General features: G+C 46.5%; 13 protein-coding genes. 10 read left to right on the top strand and 3 right to left on the bottom strand.

All coding sequences use genetic code 11. The annotated features are described in order from the left end of the window. Positions 1–81: 81 nt before the first annotated feature. The 9 genes from H8S88_RS07995 to H8S88_RS07955 all read left to right on the top strand — a co-directional run bounded on the left by H8S88_RS07995 (position 82) and on the right by H8S88_RS07955 (position 11,532). Positions 82–3,771 carry an alpha-L-fucosidase gene (locus tag H8S88_RS07995; protein WP_125335069.1) on the top strand — a complete coding sequence of 1,230 codons (3,690 nt, stop codon included), beginning with the start codon at positions 82–84 and terminating at the stop codon, positions 3,769–3,771. 230 nt (positions 3,772–4,001) lie between these two features. Further along, positions 4,002–4,460: a CtsR family transcriptional regulator gene (locus H8S88_RS07990; protein WP_125335067.1), complete on the top strand. Its 459-nt coding sequence runs from the start codon at positions 4,002–4,004 to the stop codon at positions 4,458–4,460. Positions 4,461–4,467: 7 nt separating this feature from the next. Continuing rightward, complete coding sequence (locus H8S88_RS07985) at positions 4,468–6,897, top strand: ATP-dependent Clp protease ATP-binding subunit (RefSeq protein ID WP_125335065.1); 2,430 nt, start codon at positions 4,468–4,470, stop codon at positions 6,895–6,897. An 11-nt stretch (positions 6,898–6,908) separates the two neighbouring features. After that, positions 6,909–7,397, top strand: coding sequence for an ECF transporter S component (locus H8S88_RS07980; RefSeq protein ID WP_125335063.1), 489 nt, complete (start codon positions 6,909–6,911; stop codon positions 7,395–7,397). Then, positions 7,378–7,782 carry a DUF4430 domain-containing protein gene (locus H8S88_RS07975; RefSeq protein ID WP_125335061.1) on the top strand — a complete coding sequence of 135 codons (405 nt, stop codon included), beginning with the start codon at positions 7,378–7,380 and terminating at the stop codon, positions 7,780–7,782. The genes H8S88_RS07980 and H8S88_RS07975 overlap by 20 nt, the downstream gene beginning before the upstream one ends. Before the next feature lie 162 nt (positions 7,783–7,944). Beyond that, the gene (locus H8S88_RS07970; protein WP_236128233.1) at positions 7,945–8,679 is read left to right on the top strand and encodes a hypothetical protein; all 735 of its coding nucleotides are present in this window, start codon (positions 7,945–7,947) and stop codon (positions 8,677–8,679) included. Between the two features lie 201 nt (positions 8,680–8,880). Next, positions 8,881–9,939: an AAA family ATPase gene (locus H8S88_RS07965; protein WP_125335057.1), complete on the top strand. Its 1,059-nt coding sequence runs from the start codon at positions 8,881–8,883 to the stop codon at positions 9,937–9,939. Between the two features lie 12 nt (positions 9,940–9,951). Further along, on the top strand, positions 9,952–10,734 hold the full coding sequence (gene pnuC, locus H8S88_RS07960) for a nicotinamide riboside transporter PnuC (protein ID WP_125335055.1): 783 nt from the start codon (positions 9,952–9,954) through the stop codon (positions 10,732–10,734). Further along, the gene (locus H8S88_RS07955) at positions 10,735–11,532 is read left to right on the top strand and encodes an NUDIX domain-containing protein (protein ID WP_125335053.1); all 798 of its coding nucleotides are present in this window, start codon (positions 10,735–10,737) and stop codon (positions 11,530–11,532) included. Positions 11,533–11,725: 193 nt separating this feature from the next. On the opposite strand, the gene dusB is transcribed toward H8S88_RS07955, so the two are convergent. After that, positions 11,726–12,706: a tRNA dihydrouridine synthase DusB gene (gene dusB, locus H8S88_RS07950; protein WP_006595451.1), complete on the bottom strand. Its 981-nt coding sequence runs from the start codon at positions 12,704–12,706 to the stop codon at positions 11,726–11,728. Next, positions 12,693–13,565, bottom strand: a complete 873-nt coding sequence (hslO, locus tag H8S88_RS07945) for an Hsp33 family molecular chaperone HslO (protein WP_238656822.1) — start codon at positions 13,563–13,565, stop codon at positions 12,693–12,695. Before hslO ends, dusB begins: the two co-directional genes overlap by 14 nt. 111 nt (positions 13,566–13,676) lie before the next feature. Here hslO and H8S88_RS07940 point away from each other — a divergent pair, with 111 nt between their 5' ends. Continuing rightward, positions 13,677–13,805, top strand: a complete 129-nt coding sequence (locus H8S88_RS07940) for a hypothetical protein (RefSeq protein WP_006595453.1) — start codon at positions 13,677–13,679, stop codon at positions 13,803–13,805. A gap of 252 nt (positions 13,806–14,057) precedes the next feature. Here the strand turns inward: H8S88_RS07940 and gshAB are convergent, their stop codons facing one another. Further along, complete coding sequence (gene gshAB / locus H8S88_RS07935; protein WP_006595454.1) at positions 14,058–16,313, bottom strand: bifunctional glutamate--cysteine ligase GshA/glutathione synthetase GshB; 2,256 nt, start codon at positions 16,311–16,313, stop codon at positions 14,058–14,060. Positions 16,314–16,590: the final 277 nt, after the last annotated feature.

Genomic DNA, 16,590 nt, shown 5'->3' with positions numbered 1-16,590 from the left:
ACGGTGAAAAGTTCACAGGTAACAGGAAGAGGATGGGGAAAGTCTCCACCCTCTTTACCTGATGACATAAAGGAATGGAATATGGGAAAAAGATTAGTTGATAAGAGAAATCGATTTGGCATTCGCAAGCTCTCAGTAGGCGTCTGCTCTGTAGTCGTAGCGACTTGTTTTTTAGGAGTGACTACCAGTTACGCAGAGGAACAAGCTGAGAATAGTGGACCACGTGAAGAACGGGTTGAAACGAGCAATGCAGGGGATCAAGGAAAGGAGGAGAAAACTGTGAACGAGCACCAAGAAGAATCAGAACATTCCTCGCCCGTAACGAGTGAGAAAGAAAATCATGCAGTTAGCCAAGGGACAGAAGCAAGCCAACCAGCCCCTTCTCTAGATGAGGAGCCTGAGATTGCGGATTATGGACCACTTCCAAGCAAGGCTCAGATGCAATACCACCGCGAAGAACTAGCAGCTTTCATCCACTTTGGGATGAATACTTACTACGATCGTGAGTGGGGAGATGGGCAAGAAGACCCTTATTATTTCTATCCAGAGCATCTGGATACCGATCAGTGGATCAAAACCCTGAAAGACGCGGGCTTCAAACGAACCATCATGGTCGTCAAGCACCACGATGGCTTCCTCTTGTACCCATCCAAATACACGGACCATACCATTGCTAAAAGCGGTTGGAAGGAAGGTAAAGGCGATATCCTAGCCGAGGTTTCTGCTTCTGCTAGCAAGTATGACATGGATATGGGGGTCTACCTCTCGCCTTGGGATGCTCACAGCCCGCTCTACCATGTGGATACAGAGGACCAATACAACGAATACTATCTCAACCAGCTCAAAGAAATCCTTGAAGATCCAAAATATGGAAACAAGGGCAAGTTCGTAGAAGTCTGGATGGATGGAGCGCGTGGCGATGGGGCTCAAAAAGTCACCTATACCTTCGACAAGTGGTTTGATGCCATTCGTAAGGCCCAAGGGGATATTGCCATCTTCTCAGCTGAGCCCACCAATGTTCGTTGGATCGGAAATGAAAAGGGAATTGCTGGAGATCCAGTTTGGCATAAGGTCAATCCAGATAAGATCCGCAACAATCCATCCAATAGTTACCTCAATCACGGGGATCCAGAAGGGAAGCAATACTCAGTGGGAGAGGCGGATGTTTCCATTCGCTCCGGCTGGTTCTACCATGACAACCAAGAGCCTAAGTCCTTGCGTGAATTGATGGACATTTACTTCAAATCGGTCGGCCGTGGAACCCCGCTTTTGCTCAATATTCCACCCAATCAAGATGGAAAATTTGCGGATGCCGATGTAGCCCGCTTGAAAGAATTCCGCCAGACTTTGGACCAACTCTACAGTGTGGACTATGCAGCAGGAGCTTTGGTCGAAGCTGACTCGACACGGCGCAATGCTCATTATTCAGCCAACCATTTGACAGATGGGGATGAAAAGACCAGTTGGGCTCCTGCAGATGATGCCAAAACCGGCTCTTTTGTTCTCGATCTTGGAAAAGAGCAACACTTTGATGTAGTCGAGCTCAAAGAAACCATCGAGAAAGGCCAACGGATTTCTGGCTTCACCATTGATGTGGCAGTGAATGGGCAATGGGTTCCTTATGGAGCTGGCTCAACTGTGGGATACCGCCGATTAATCAAAGGGCAACCAGTTGATAGTCGCTATATCCGGGTGTCCATCACTGATGCCCAAGCCACTCCAATCTTGAACGGTGTCTCTGTCTATAAGACACCAGCCAGCATTGAAGAAACCGATGGCTATCCGCTTGGTTTGACTTATCATTCCGACCGGACAGCAGAGCGGGCCAATGGCCAGTGGAATGAAGAGGGAGAAGGCGTTCGAGGCACCTCTATGTGGACCAAAGAAAAGGGAGCTTCGGTGACCTATCAATTTGAAGGCACCAAGGCCTATGTGGTCGCAACTGTCGACCCTGGTCATGGGGAAATGGATGTCTATGTCGATGGCCAAAAGCTAGCGACCGTCAATACCCAAAGTCCAAGCCGCAAACGGAGCCAAAAGGTCTATGAAACACCGGACTTGGCAGCAGGATCTCATACCTTGACCTTGGTCAATAGCAAGGGAGATGCGATCGCAACGGAAGGGATTTATGCCCTCAATAACCAAGAAAAGGGGCTCTTTGAGTTTGCTCAGCCAACCCTAGCTGTTAAGAAAGGCGACCCAGCGCAAGTCGTCGTCAAGAGAAAAGGTGGCTCTAAAGGAAGTGCCAGTCTTAAATTAATCACAGAACCAGGAACAGGGGTTCATGGCAAGGTCTACAAAGATACCAACGTCACCCTTGAGTTCGCAGATGGCGAGACAGAAAAAACAGTCCAAGTTCCAACCCTTGATTTTGCAGGGAAAGCGACCGACGTCTATGACTTTAAGGTCAAATTGCTCCATCCGGATCAAGGAAGCTTGGTCGGCTTTATTCCGGAACTGACAGTCCAAGTGATGAACGAGGATCTGCTTCCAGAAAATCGCAAAGAAGTGGATGACCAAGATCCAAAACTGCATTACAGTGAGAGTTGGCACCATGAGACGGACAACAAAGACTTTTCAAATGGCACAGAATCTTGGTCGAGCTTTAACCAAGTGACCGATGAGGAAGGCAAGAAACACATTGAAGTGACCATTACCTTTAAGGGCACCGGCGTGGAGGTCCGAGGAGTGGTCGATCCAAGCCATGGTCTCTACAGCGTCACTCTAGACGGAAAAGAAATAGCCTTCGAAGAAGGTCGTGGCCATGATTATGAGATCGAAGGCGATCATTATTTCAGTGGCTACGGAGATCAACGCAAGCTCGACCAGAGTTTGGTCAATCTGCAAGGCCTAGCCAAAGGTTATCACCAGCTACGTCTGCATCTGGATCCGTCTCTCAATGACCCTCAATCATCCAGAGCCATCCAGGTAGACCGATTTATCCTATCAGGGAAAGATAGCCAGTTGCTCAGTCAAGAAGAGCTGCAACAGATCATCAGAGAAGGAGTAGAAAAGATCAAGGCTACTTCTCTCGATCGTTTGAAAGCAGACCTCAAACCGACGGTTCAAGGACAATTGACGGACTTGACTCAGTTGTTGGATCAAGAGCAACCAGATTTGGTTGCTGCAGCCAATCAAGTCGAAGCCCTTGAAACCATCTTAGGAGATGTTCACAATTATGAACCGCTGACGCAGACACGACCAGAAGAAGGTGTTCGGGATTTGATTCTTGAAAAACCAGAACTACTCATCGAAGCGGAGGAGATTCCATTTGAGAGTCAAACGCGTGAGAACAAGGACTTGGCCAAGGGCGAAAGCCGGATCCTTCAATCTGGGAAGGTCGGACGCCGATTGAAATTGATCGAGGTTCGACAAGAAGAAGGCAAAGAAACTCGGACAGAAGTCGATGCCTTTGTCGAAGTGGATGCCCAGGACCAGATTACGGAAGTCGGGACGAAGGAAGTAGAAGAAGCTCCTATGATTCCGGATGTGGCGCTACCAACAAAACAAAGTGAAGACTCACAAGAAACGAAACCGCTCCTTCCTCCAGAAGACAAAAAAGAAAGTGGAATTGCTCCAATTTTGAAACCAACGGCTTCGAAAGAGACTCCTCTTTCTCCTGTGGTAGAAGCCGTAACTCCGGACCCTGTGCAGTCCCAAGAAAAACTGCCGCAGACAGGATCAGAGAAGGCAAGTTTCTTAGCTTGGATCGGACTACTCGGCTTAGGCTTCCTAGGCGGAAGAGTGAAATACGCTCGTCGGAAATCCTAAAGTCCCTTCTACAAGAGGTTAGCAATAGCTAGCCTCTTTTTTGGCCTCCTTCTGGCTACCAACAAGGGCCCTCCGATTCCATCTCGACGTAGTCTTTGCTTTATTTACAGGCGTAAAAATTGTATAATAGTCAGATAAGGTCAAGAATAACATCATGGATGGTGAGACCATTTTTGATTCTCTGAAAAGCAGAGAGCTTATCTAGAATGAAAACGTCAGAAAGGAGCATCATGGCAAGTAAAAATACATCAGATAGCATTGAGGCCTATATCAAGTCGCTACTGGCCCAAGCAGGCATCGCAGAGCTCAAGAGAAGCGAATTAGCGGATGTCTTCCAAGTTGTTCCTAGTCAAATCAATTATGTGATCAAGACCCGCTTTACCGAAAGTCGAGGCTATATCGTAGAGAGCAAGCGTGGAGGTGGTGGTTACATCCGGATTGGCAAGGTCCAATTTTCAGATCAACACCAGATGCTAGAAGAGCTTGGCGCAAGCATCGGGGAACAAATCAGTCAGACTGTTTTTGGCGATATCCTTCAAATGCTATTTGAAGAAAAACTCCTTACAAAGAGAGAGGCAGAGCTCTTGTCAGTGACGACGACAGACGAGGTTCTGGGAAGTGAAGCCCATCGCTTACGAGCCAATATCCTACGAAAAATTATCCAACAAGTCGATAGAAAGGGAATGTAATCTCCTTATGAACTATTCAAAAGCCCTATTAGAAACGATTGAAGCCGCTCAAATCTTGGCGGGTCATTTTGAGTCCCAAACGCTAGATACCTGGCATATCCTAGTAGCCCTAGCCAATAATCCTTATAGTGTAGCTGGTTCCGTCTTAAGTGACTATCCTATGCAGATTGATGATTTTCAAGATGCGGCTGAGCACATTACGGGTCAAGTCTACCAACGGGATGGCCGCTATGAGGTATTTCCTTTTTCTTTCCGTGTCGAAGAAATCATGAAACGTTCCCAAGAGATTGCCCAGGCAGTCCATGCCAAAAGTCTTGGAACAGAGCATGTCCTCTTGGCGCTTCTTTTAGAACGGGGAACCTTGGCTTCTCAAGTATTGGAGTATGTCGGCTTCCGCTATGATGATCAGGAAGAGGGCATTAAAATCGTCGAGCTTCGTAAGAGCTTGGAACAACGAGCAGGTTGGGACAAGGAAGCTGTGAAAGCTATCCGTTCGCTCTATCGGGCCCAGCAACCCAATCGTCAAACCATGGGAAATATGATGGGCATGCCAGCCTCTACCAGCGGTGGTTTGGAAGACTACACCCGAGATCTGACAGAAATGGCTCGCAATGGCAGTTTGGAACCGGTGATTGGCCGGGGTCAAGAAATCTCGCGGATGATTCAGATTTTGAGCCGCAAAACGAAAAATAACCCAGTCCTGGTCGGGGATGCCGGTGTCGGAAAGACCGCTCTAGCCTTGGGCTTGGCTCAACGGATTGCCAGCGGAGATGTCCCGACGGAACTGGCTAAAATGCGGGTCCTAGAATTGGACTTGATGAATGTTGTCGCAGGGACGCGGTTCCGTGGAGATTTTGAAGAGCGGATGAACAACATCATCAATGATATCGAAGAAGATGGCCATGTCATCCTCTTCATTGATGAGCTCCATACCATTATGGGATCTGGCTCTGGGATTGACTCCACCTTGGATGCGGCCAATATCTTGAAGCCAGCCTTGGCTCGCGGGACCCTACGGACCGTAGGAGCCACTACGCAAGAAGAATACCAAAAACACATTGAAAAAGACGCTGCTCTGTCACGCCGCTTTGCTAAGGTCTTGATTGAGCAACCCTCTGTTGCAGATAGCATTGCGATTTTGCAAGGGCTCAAGAAGACCTATGAACGTCACCACCGTGTTCATATTACGGATGCGGCTATTGAGACAGCTGTTGTCTATGCCAATCGTTATTTGACCAGTCGCCTCTTGCCTGACTCCGCCATTGACCTCTTAGATGAGGCAGCAGCGACCGTGCAAAACAAGGGGCCTCAAGCCGGTCTTCAGTCCGACTTGACAGCTGCCGATCAAGCCTTACTCAAGGGGCAGTGGAAAAAAGTTGCTCAGTTGCTAAAAGAAGATGCCAGTCCAAAAGGCTACCAGTTGGAAGTCAAAGAAGAGGATATCCTGAAGATGCTCAGTCAATTGTCAGGCATTCCTGTGGAGAAACTAACCCAAACAGCAGCTAAGAAATACCTTGAATTAGAAGCAGAACTTCATAAGCGCGTGATCGGTCAGGATCAGGCTGTCTCAAGTATCAGCCGAGCGATTCGTCGCAATCAGTCGGGAATTCGGTCTCACAAACGGCCAATTGGCTCCTTCCTCTTCCTCGGTCCGACTGGGGTCGGAAAAACCGAGCTCGCGAAGGCGCTGGCTGAAGTCCTCTTTGATGATGAGTCTGCTTTGATCCGCTTTGACATGAGTGAATATATGGAGAAATTTGCGGCCAGTCGTCTCAACGGTGCCCCTCCAGGTTATGTCGGTTATGAAGAAGGGGGCGAGTTGACGGAAAAAGTCCGCAACAAACCTTATTCAGTCCTCTTGTTTGATGAGGTGGAAAAAGCCCATCCAGATATCTTTAACGTTCTCTTGCAAGTCTTGGATGACGGTGTCTTGACCGACAGCAAGGGACGCAAGGTAGATTTCTCCAATACCATTATTATCATGACCTCAAACTTGGGAGCTACCGCTTTACGAGATGATAAGACGGTTGGCTTTGGAGCTAAGGATATTCGCTTTGACCAAGCCAATATGGAGAAACGCATCTTTGAAGAGTTGAAGAAGACCTATCGACCAGAGTTTATCAACCGGATTGATGAAAAGGTTGTCTTCCATAGCTTGACCAGTGATCAAATGCATGAGATTGTCAAGATTATGGTGAAACCGCTGGTTCAATCTCTAGCAGAGAAAGGCATTACTCTGAAATTCCAAGCGTCTGCTCTTAAATGGCTGGCGACTCACGGATATGATCCAGAGATGGGAGCACGTCCTTTGCGCCGAACCATCCAGACCCAGGTGGAAGACTACTTGGCAGAGATCCTCTTGAGAGGAGAAGTGGCTGAAGGGCAAACCCTCAAGGTAGGTGTTAAGTCTGGTCGGCTTAACTTCACGATTGACTAGGAGGATATGCAGTGCCTCTCAAACGCTTGACCCGAATCACCCTCTTAGCAGCCCTCTGTGTGGTGCTGAGACAAGCCTTTGCCTTCTTGCCCAATGTCCAACCCATTAGTGCCATTTTCTTTTTACTGGTGCTATTTGAAGACTGGCAATTTGCCTGTTTGGTGATGGCGGTCACCATGTTTACCTCGGCTTTTCTCTTGGGGATGAGTCCAGTGGTGCTCGCTCAGATACTGGCCTTTGGCCTCCTCTTGACTCTTTGGCGGGGGCTTTACCGCCACTTGTCTTTGCAAGTCCAAACCCTGGTGGTCGGCATCTTATCCTTTCTCTACGGGGTGCTGATTGACAGTCTTTATGCGGTCCTCTACCACATGCCCTGGTGGACCTATGCCCTGGTGAATGGCTTTAGCTTTAACCTAGCTCACGCCCTTTCCACCGCCTGTTTTTACCCTCTACTTTATGTAGTATTTAGGAGATTGTATCATGAAAAAAACACTTTATAGTTTCTTTGCTGTCCTAGCAGCTCTTGTATTGGTCAGTTGCGGACAAAGCAAATCATCGACTACGGAAAGCTCAGCTTCTAGCTCACAAGTAGCGAAAGAAAAACAAATTACCATTACGGTCAGTATCGCCCCTGAAGGGCAAGAAGCTCAAAGCAAGACCTTGAAGGTTGCTGAAAATGCCAACCTGATGGAAGTCCTGAAAGCTAACTACAAGATTGAGGAAAAGAGTGGCCTCATCACCTCGATCGATGGCGTAGCCCAGGACGAAAGCAAGGGACTTTATTGGATGTACAAGATCAATGGAGAGATGGCACCAAAAGGGGCAGCAGAAACAACTGTCCAAGATGGAGATACTATCGAATTTTATCAAGAAGTTTATCAATAAGAAAGAGAGTGAATGATTGGAGTAGAGCTCCAGTCATTCACTCTTTATTTGAAACTAGTTTCTATTTTTTATAAGACTTGCAAATCCTCTTGACTTCCCTATAGATAAATGTTACAATTATATTACAAAATGTAACAAATGTTACAAAAGAGAGGTGTTGCCATGAAAACGAAAGGAACCTTCTTTAGTCTATCTACCCTTGCTCTAACACCTGCTCTTCTCTTAAGCGGATGTGGATCAGAAAAGAAAAAGGAAACCAGTCCATCTTCAACTAGTAAAATTGCGCAAGTGAAACAAAGCTCTACTAGTAAAAAAGAAGAGAAAAAGACCGCAAGCAAAACCACACAAAGCACAGAAGTTGCACAATCACCTGCCATCGCTTCGAGCGAAACACAAGCGAGCCAAGAAAATCCATCAACTCCAGTGACACCAAGAGTTCCAGAAGCCAGTCAAGGCCTGGTTCCAACTCCTTCCAAAGAAACAAAACCAGCAGTGAACTCAGCACCAGAAAAACAAAAACGTCCTAGCTTGGAAGAAGGTCGCACGACTGCCAAAGAACAAGCCTCTAAGACAGAGAATCCACGCTATAAAGGTGTCTTGAGTTATGCCTCAGGGGATTATTCAGGAGCAGCAGGTAGTTGGACCGACGGTCGCGATACAGGCGTAACGATCGGACAAGGTGGACAAGTAACCATTCAAACTCCTGGTGGCGATGCAGTGGGCTATACAATTGGAAGCTATGAATACAACTTGGATCAAGGCCATTACCATGCTAGCTTGATTTCCACCCAAGATGGATCTGCAGCTAGCCTGGATATAGTTGTCGGTCAAGATGGTCAAGTGGCAAGTGTTCAAGTGATAGAAAATGGCCATGTGCATGCCTTGGTTCGGGAATAATGGCTCGCCACTGAGAAAATTAAAAAATGATTGAAATCAGAGATTCAATTCTGTATAATAACATACAGAATTGAATCTTTTTAATTTTTGTTTTACAAAATTATATTTTTTTATAAAAAGGTATTGACAGATTGAAATTATAGTTTATAATAAAATCATAAGCAAAACATGTTTTGACATTATGATAAAGGAGCCAGTTAGATGAAAGAAAGAGTGGCAGTGGTATTTGGAACGTTTGCCCCCCTTCATCAAGGGCATATTGATTTAATTCAACGGGCAAAACGCCAATGTGACCGCGTTTGTGTGATTGTCTCTGGTTACAAAGGTGACCGAGGAGAAGAAGTTGGCCTTCCTTTGCAAAAACGTTTTCGCTATATTCGAGAAGGTTTTTCAAATGATGAACTCACTCAGATTTATAAACTCGATGAGACAGAACTTCCTCGCTATCCCTTGGGATGGGAACCTTGGTTGAAAACCGCCTTAGAAACGATTCAATATGATTCTAAGAGAGAAGATTTAGTCTTCTTTGTTGGAGAGAAGACTTACCAAGAAGAACTTGAAGCGCGAGGTTTTGAAGCTCGCCTGCAGGAACGTCAATTTGGCATTTCAGGGACCCTCATCAGAGAGAACCCGAGCAAGTATTGGAAATACATTGCCCAACCCTTCCGCCGTCAGTTCACCAAGAAAGTCCTCATTATGGGGAGTGCTAGCAACGGGAAGACGACCTTGGCAAAAGATTTGGCCCGCTTCTATGATGCACCAGTGAGCTTAGAATATGCTCGCGAGTACCAGATTAGAAACAATGTACGGGATGATGAGTTGACCCCCAAGGACTATTATTATCTCCTACTCGGACAATACGATCAAACCTCAAAATTAATCGATAGTAGTGCCAATCGAGGGCTAGTGATTGCGGATACGAATTCTCTGGTGACGAAGGGCTATTACGACTACTATATGGAAGTAGAAGGCCCAGAGACCAGTATGACGGATACTTTTGACAACCTCTTCGTCAGTATCCTAGCTAAGGAAAAATGGGATCTGATTTTATTTGTTCAACCCATTGGATCCTATGTCAATGATGGCTTCCGTGATATGACCATGGCAGATGATGAAATTCGCAACAGTTTTTCAAATCACCTGGATCACCTCCGCCACCAATACCTCTCGGATATCCCTACAGCTTATCTCGGGCAAGACTACTTGGGGAATTACGAAGAAGCGAAGCGTGTCATCGATACGATTTATCAAGCTGATTAAAGGAGAAGCAGCATGAAACGACTACAAGAAAAAATTCAAACATTTGGGGAGCATTTAAAAAATGTCCATCGAGAAGCTGGCAAACTTGGCTTCGTAGGGATTATGAAACTCCTTTGGAAAGACCTATTCGCTGGTCGCACTTTGACACAATGGCTCTATTTGCTTGCTTTATCTAGCGTGCCCTTTGTCCTAGAGTTTACCAATCAGGAAGCAAGTCACGATTGGTTAGGGCTCTTTGCCTCCTGGACAGGAATCGTTTGTGTTATACTAGTAGCAGAAGGTCGGGCTAGTAACTATCTCTTTGGAGCAGTAAACTCAGCAATTTACCTCATCCTAGCCTTGAACAAAAACTTTTATGGAGAAGTTTTGACGACCCTGTACTTCTTCGTGATGCAACCAATTGGTCTCTATGTCTGGTTGTCGAATCGGATCAATGATCAGGGGGATGCAGAAGAATCTCACTTTGAGGCCAAGAAATTAACGCTAATGGAATGGATCAAGTATTTGGTCCTAACAGCTCTGATTTGGATCGGGATGGGCTACGCCTATAAAAGCATCCACAGTGCTCGGCCTTTCCGTGATAGTGTGACAGATGCGACCAATGGAGTCGGTCAACTTCTCATGACTGGTCTTTATCGCGAACAGTGGATTTTCTGGATTGCGACCAACCTCTTCAGTATCTACCTCTGGTGGGGAGAAAGCATCCATATTCAGGGAATGTATTGGGTCTACACCCTCAATAGCTTGGTTGGTTGGTACCAATGGAGCAAAGCTGTGAAAAAGGAGGCTATTTAGATGGCAACAAGCAGCATTCCGGAAGGGATGAACGAAAAGGAATACTACGAGACGGTCGTCAGCGAGGAAGAATTCCTCCGTTGGTATAAGGAGCAAGATCATCCCACCTATGAAAATCCAAGTGTAACTACCGATATGGTGGCCTACTGCTTTGTGGAGGGGCGTTTGAAGCTCTTGGTGATTCGCCGAAAAACCCACCCTTGTCAGCATCGGGTTGCCTTGGTTGGAGGATTCTTGCAAAAGCACGAGGATGCTATCCAGGCTTGTATCCGCGAAGTTCAAGAAGAAGTTGGACTAGAGTTGACCCATCAAAAGGTCGAGCAGTTAATGACAGTTTCGACTCCTGGTCGGGACCCACGGGGCTGGGTCATCACCATCGCCCACCTGGTCTATTTGCCTGCGGAGGCCGTCAATCTGGTCCGAGCTGGAGATGATGCCAAAGAAGTTCTCTTCCTCGATGTGGACTTCAAACAAGGGGAATGTTCCCTAGATGGTCGTGTCTTGGCAGCTGAAGATTTTGCCTTTGACCACTATGAGATTGTGCAAGAATCCATCAAGCGGATCCAAGGGCGCTTAACTTGGAATCCGACTTTCCTCCATCTCTTAGAAGAGCCTTTTACTGTATACGAAGCAACCGAATTGGTGAACCTAATCCATCCAGATAAGGAAATTTTGACCAACAACTTCCTCGTGACCTATGGCTCTTACGTTGAAGAAGTAGGGGTTAAGCGGGTGCCTAAGAAAAAACCGCGCAAGACCTATCGCTGGAAAGAAAGTGAATCTCAAGCGGATCAATAAGATACAAAAGAGGCTGGGACAAAAGTCCTAGCCTCTCAATTGTTTTTGGATTGTCGAGCAAGACGCAGTGGTTGAGTGGGCTCTACTACGCTGATTTCATCAGCTTTTACAGCCCTACTCAACTGTGCGGAGGTGGGACGACGAAATCGAATTCTAACGAATGACCGATTTCTGTCCCACTCTCTTTTTGTCATTAAGCTTTTTCTAATTGTAAAAGTTCTTCAATCTCAGCTAGAGTGCTAGCTTGCGAGATGGCTCCGCGGAGTTTGGCTGCGCCAGATGTTCCACGAAGGTAGTGAGGGGCTAAGCCGCGGAATTCGCGAACGGCAATGTGCTCACCCTTGAGATTGATCAAGCGCTTCAAGTGCTCATAAGCAATCTTCATCTTGTCTTCGAAGGTCAAATCAGGCAGAATTTCTCCTGTTTCAAAGTAGTGATTGATTTGATTGAAGAGGTAAGGATTCCCCATAGCAGCACGGCCGATCATGACTGCATCTGCACCAACTTCTTCGATCCGTTGTTTGGCGTCTTGCACCGTCCGGATATCTCCGTTGGCGATGAATGGGATCTTGGTCAGAGCTTGTGCAACCTTATGAAGGGTCTCAAGGTCTGCATGACCAGTGTACATTTGCTCCCGGGTCCGTCCGTGCATAGCAAGGGCAGAAACACCTGCAGCTTCTGCAGCAAGGGCATTCTCAACTGCTAGAGAAGGGTCCGACCAACCTGTCCGCATTTTGACAGTGAGGGGGATATCAAGGACAGATTGGACCTTGTTGATAATAGAGTAGATCTTGTCTGGGTCCTTGAGCCACATCGCACCCGCTTCGTTTTTCACGATTTTATTGACGGGGCAGCCCATGTTGATATCCACGATATCAGTCTTGGTGTTTTCTTGGATGAATTCTGCCGCGCGTGCGAGGCTATCTTCGTCGCTCCCAAAGAGCTGGATTGATACTGGATTTTCTCCCTCATCGATATGGAGCATATGCAGGGTCTTTTCGTTGTTGTATTGGATCCCTTTATCAGAGACCATTTCCATGACCACAAGGCCAGCTCCGAGTTCTTTCGCAATGGTCCGGAAAGCTGAGTTGGTCACACCGGCCATGGGGGCTAGGACCGTCCGGTTTGGGATCTCGACGTTCCCAATCATAAAAGGTGTATTAAGATTTGTCACGAATGAGTTCCTCCAAGTCGTTTTCATCAAAGTGGTAAGTTGTCTGACAGAATTGGCAAGCGATTTCCGCGCCATGGTCTTCGTCCTTCATTTCTTGAAGGTCTTTGGCTGGTAAGCTTGCCAAGGCATTCATGAAGCGTTCCTTGCTACAGTCACACTGGAAGCGGATCTCTTCTTCTGAGAGACGCTTGTATGGTTCGTCACCATAGATGGCAGTAAGAAGGGCTTCAATATGGTCGTCAGAGGCTAAAAGGGTAGAAATGGCCGGCATTTCTTGGATCCGTTTTTCAAAGCTGGCAATTTCTTCTTCCTTGGCATTTGGCAAGACCTGCACCAAGAAACCACCGGCAATCTTGACCTTGTCTTCTTCATCAAGGAGGACATTGAGCCCAACCGCAGATGGCGTTTGTTGGCTTTCAGTCAAGTAATAAGCTAGGTCTTCACCGATTTCTCCAGTGACGAGAGGTGTCATGGAATGATAAGGATTGCCTGTGCCGTAGTCGGTAATCACTAGGAATTCCCCGTTTCCGACAAATGGTCCGACCACGACTTCACCGGTCGCTGTTTTCTTGATATCCACACCAGGATTTTGCACGTAGCCTTTGACGTTTCCTTGAGTATCTGCCACAGTGATGATAGCACCAAGTGAGCTAGTGCCCAGGATTTTCACTGTTATCTTGGTGTTTCCCTTTTCATTGGCTGCGAGAATTTGACTTGCGATCAGGGTCCGACCGAGGGCCACAGTTGAGCTTGCTTGTGTCTGATGGTATTCTTGGGCTGCTCGCACGGTCTCTGTACTGTCTAGTACAAAGGCACGGAAGGAGCCACTTTCTGAGATAGTTTTAATAATTTTGTCCATAGCTTCTATTTTAGCATAAAATAGAAAAACAAGCGCGGGCCTGCGCTTGTTTTTGGGGATTAGGAAGAATTTTAAGACCAAAAATAGTATAATAAAACAAAGGAGGCTAGCATGAACCAATCTTTGAAAACGGCAGTCTATGGTTTGGCGGTAGCTGATGCATTAGGGGTTCCGTATGAATTTTTAACCCGAGGCAGTTTTAAAGCGGTTGAGATGGTGGGCTATGGAAGCCAACAGTAACTGGCTGGAACTTGTTCAGATGATACTAGCCTTGTATTCGCGACCTATGATTCTTTTTAGGAAAAAGGGAAGATTTCCTCTGCTATATGCAGGAGAGGTTTGAAATTTGCTTGTTAGAGGATGATTTTACAGCAAATGACTTGCTATTTTAAACTTGTAGGAGGACCATGCTTAATCTTTTTAGGTTATCATCTAAAACTCTACCTCGGTTACAAAACAAAAACGCAGAGACATCTTCTGCGTTTTCTTACTTTATAGGTCCATTTCTGGGAAAAGTTTAGCTAGTATTTTCGGAGTAATGCTTTGTCCCGGCCCCTCAGCACAATAGGTGTGCATATACATAGAAGGATTGAAGTTGAGCTCGATGCAGGTACAGTTGGGATTTTCCTTTGTGGAAATAGCAGAGCTGTCAGGGATGATGAGATCAACGCCACAGGCCCAGGCTCCCATAGCCTTTGCCATGTCCGCAGCGAGTTCCCTATAAGATGGGTGCATGCTGTCTGTGACATCAATCGAGTCTCCGCCAGTAGAAATGTTGGAATTGCGCCGCAAGTCAACCTTGACTCCAGCAGGCAGGATATCATCTGCTCCATAGCCTTGCTGGTCCAGCATGAGCAGTTCAATGTCCCCCAGTTCAATGATTTCAAGCGGTGAACGATGATCTCGGCCCCGCAGAGGATTGTCATTTTTGATGGCAATCAATTCTCTCACGGTATGCTGACCGTCTCCGACGACATTGGCCGCCACTCGCAAGAGGACTGCTTGGCATTGTCCGTCTAAGACAAAGAAACGGTACTCCGTTCCAGCGATAAATTCCTCCACTAAGACGGCGACATCTTCTGAAAAAGCAATCTCCAGAGCCTTGTGATAAGCTTCCAGGCTAGCTGGCTCTTGGAAGATAGAGATGCCCAGTCCGAAGTTAGTTGACTTGGGTTTGACAACAATTTCTCGGTTCTTAATCAAAGGGTAGTAGGCCAGTCCCTCTTCTAGAGAAGAAAATTCTGCTCCAGCCGGAACGGGAAAGTCAGCTGCTGCCAAAATCTTTTTGGTGACTGTTTTATTGGCCATGGCCAAAGGGATGACATAGTTATCCTTGGAGGTCATATTGCCGTTCTTGACATATTCTACATGACTACCATGCCAAAGCTTGAGAAATTGGTCCTTTTCATCTAAAATTTCGACATTTAGCCCCTTTTGAATAGCATCAAAGAGTAGCATCTGGGTGGACAGTTCCATATTTTCGTAGCCTTTGAGGGCATAAGGAGCAGTCCAGGCATAGCGGTGGTATTCTTCTGCTTTTTCTAGACCAAAAGCTGTTAAGGAATCTTGCTGGATATGGGGCAGGAGCTGTCCTGACAGTGTCAGCTGAGGATGTAAGAGAGCCTCTCTCATCTGGTCCAGCAAAGTTTGATAGTAAGTTGGCAGTTCAAAATGCTGGATGAGCTCTTCCATGGCTTGGAGAAGGGCTGAGCTGTCTGCCTCATCTGGCAGGGCAGTCAGCGGGTGGCTACAAGCAATTTTCTGGTTCAAATCATGGGCAGCTTTTAATACTGCATCAACATTTTCTACATCATCTAGCCAGAGCAGGCCCAGTAAAAAGAGATGGACAGTATCTAAGGTCTCTTGGCTAATGCCCAAATGGTCAAAAGGATTGAGATCGAAGCAGCGGAATTCCAGATAGGTGATACCCTGCTCCAGATAGGCGCGATTGTGCTTCTGTCCACGGAAGCGAACGGCTGAGTAAAATTCTTTTTCAGCACTGAGCTCGCCAGACTGAACGTAGTTTTCAATATCGGTTACATATTGCTCCAAAGAAGTGTAGGACACCTGAATATTCTCGTCATTGACATAGCCATAGTCGCTGTTGCGAAAAGAGCGGATAGGCTGCGGGTATTCCTGACTGTAGAAGCCGGCTTCTGCCAGAGGAGCAGCACCGTAGAGATAGGTTAAGAGCCATCGGAAACGCAGAAAGTTTCGAGCCAGTTTGAGATAGAGGTCATTTTTAAAGTCCTTGAGTAAATGATAGGAGCTGACTTGAAAGAGAGCAGCGACCAGATCTTTCCCTAGCTCCATGTTGTAGTGGATGCCAGAGATGGCCTGTAGTTTTTTGCCATATTTTTTCGCTAAACCCTCTCGGTAGTGGCGTTCGTATTCGTTTTCCAGACGGGCGATGATAATATCTTCTTCAGTCAGCTGCGGTGGCATGGACAGAGGCCACAGGCATTCACTCTGGTCAATTGAGCGGCCTGCCACATCGCTGATAGCTCCCAGTAAGCGCCGCGCTTCCTTAGTAGAGTGAGCAATAGGTGTAATTAGTTCCAGTTGTTGTTCGCTGAAGTCTGTTTGGATGGTCGGGTGGAAATTGCGGGAACCAAGCTGACTCGGATGAGCAGTTTGAGCTAAGTGTCCATCAGTTGTCACTCGCAGATTTTCCCTCTCCAGACCAAAGGTCGCTTGGAGAATAGGGCTTGATGTATCCAGTTTCTGCAGTAATTGATTAATCGTCATCGTTTCACCGTCCTATGGTAGTTATTTTAGTCTATTACAAACGGAAAAAGAAAGCAAATTTCCGCTACGATTTTACAAAAATTCCGAACTTTTATTTTAAATTAAGTACTAAAATTCAGAAAATACATATTTTGTAAAAATGTAATTCGTCTACATAAGAGAAAAAACAAATGAAATGATGAACCCTCCTTGAAAAATTGTCAAATTTTTCATATAATGAGGTATAAAACATAATCGCAGGTGAGATTCCTGCCTGCTTTTCAAGAAAGGACGAGCT

Source organism: Streptococcus sp. GS001 (assembly GCF_021595565.1).
Lineage (GTDB): Bacteria > Bacillota > Bacilli > Lactobacillales > Streptococcaceae > Streptococcus > Streptococcus xiaochunlingii.
Note: the sequence above shows the minus strand (reverse complement) of the source record. Positions and strands in the feature narration are given on the sequence as shown.

Bases quoted from the DNA above. Each gene is read 5' to 3' on its own strand.
- H8S88_RS07970 (WP_236128233.1), top strand. From the start codon at position 7,945: ATGAAAACGAAAGGAACCTTCTTTAGTCTATCTACCCTTGCTCTAACA.
- hslO (WP_238656822.1), bottom strand. From the start codon at position 13,565: ATGGACAAAATTATTAAAACTATCTCAGAAAGTGGCTCCTTCCGTGCC.
- H8S88_RS07985 (WP_125335065.1), top strand. From the start codon at position 4,468: ATGAACTATTCAAAAGCCCTATTAGAAACGATTGAAGCCGCTCAAATC.
- H8S88_RS07955 (WP_125335053.1), top strand. From the start codon at position 10,735: ATGGCAACAAGCAGCATTCCGGAAGGGATGAACGAAAAGGAATACTAC.
- H8S88_RS07940 (WP_006595453.1), top strand. From the start codon at position 13,677: ATGAACCAATCTTTGAAAACGGCAGTCTATGGTTTGGCGGTAGCTGAT.
- H8S88_RS07995 (WP_125335069.1), top strand. From the start codon at position 82: ATGGGAAAAAGATTAGTTGATAAGAGAAATCGATTTGGCATTCGCAAG.
- pnuC (WP_125335055.1), top strand. From the start codon at position 9,952: ATGAAACGACTACAAGAAAAAATTCAAACATTTGGGGAGCATTTAAAA.
- gshAB (WP_006595454.1), bottom strand. From the start codon at position 16,313: ATGACGATTAATCAATTACTGCAGAAACTGGATACATCAAGCCCTATT.
- H8S88_RS07965 (WP_125335057.1), top strand. From the start codon at position 8,881: ATGAAAGAAAGAGTGGCAGTGGTATTTGGAACGTTTGCCCCCCTTCAT.
- H8S88_RS07990 (WP_125335067.1), top strand. From the start codon at position 4,002: ATGGCAAGTAAAAATACATCAGATAGCATTGAGGCCTATATCAAGTCG.
- H8S88_RS07975 (WP_125335061.1), top strand. From the start codon at position 7,378: ATGAAAAAAACACTTTATAGTTTCTTTGCTGTCCTAGCAGCTCTTGTA.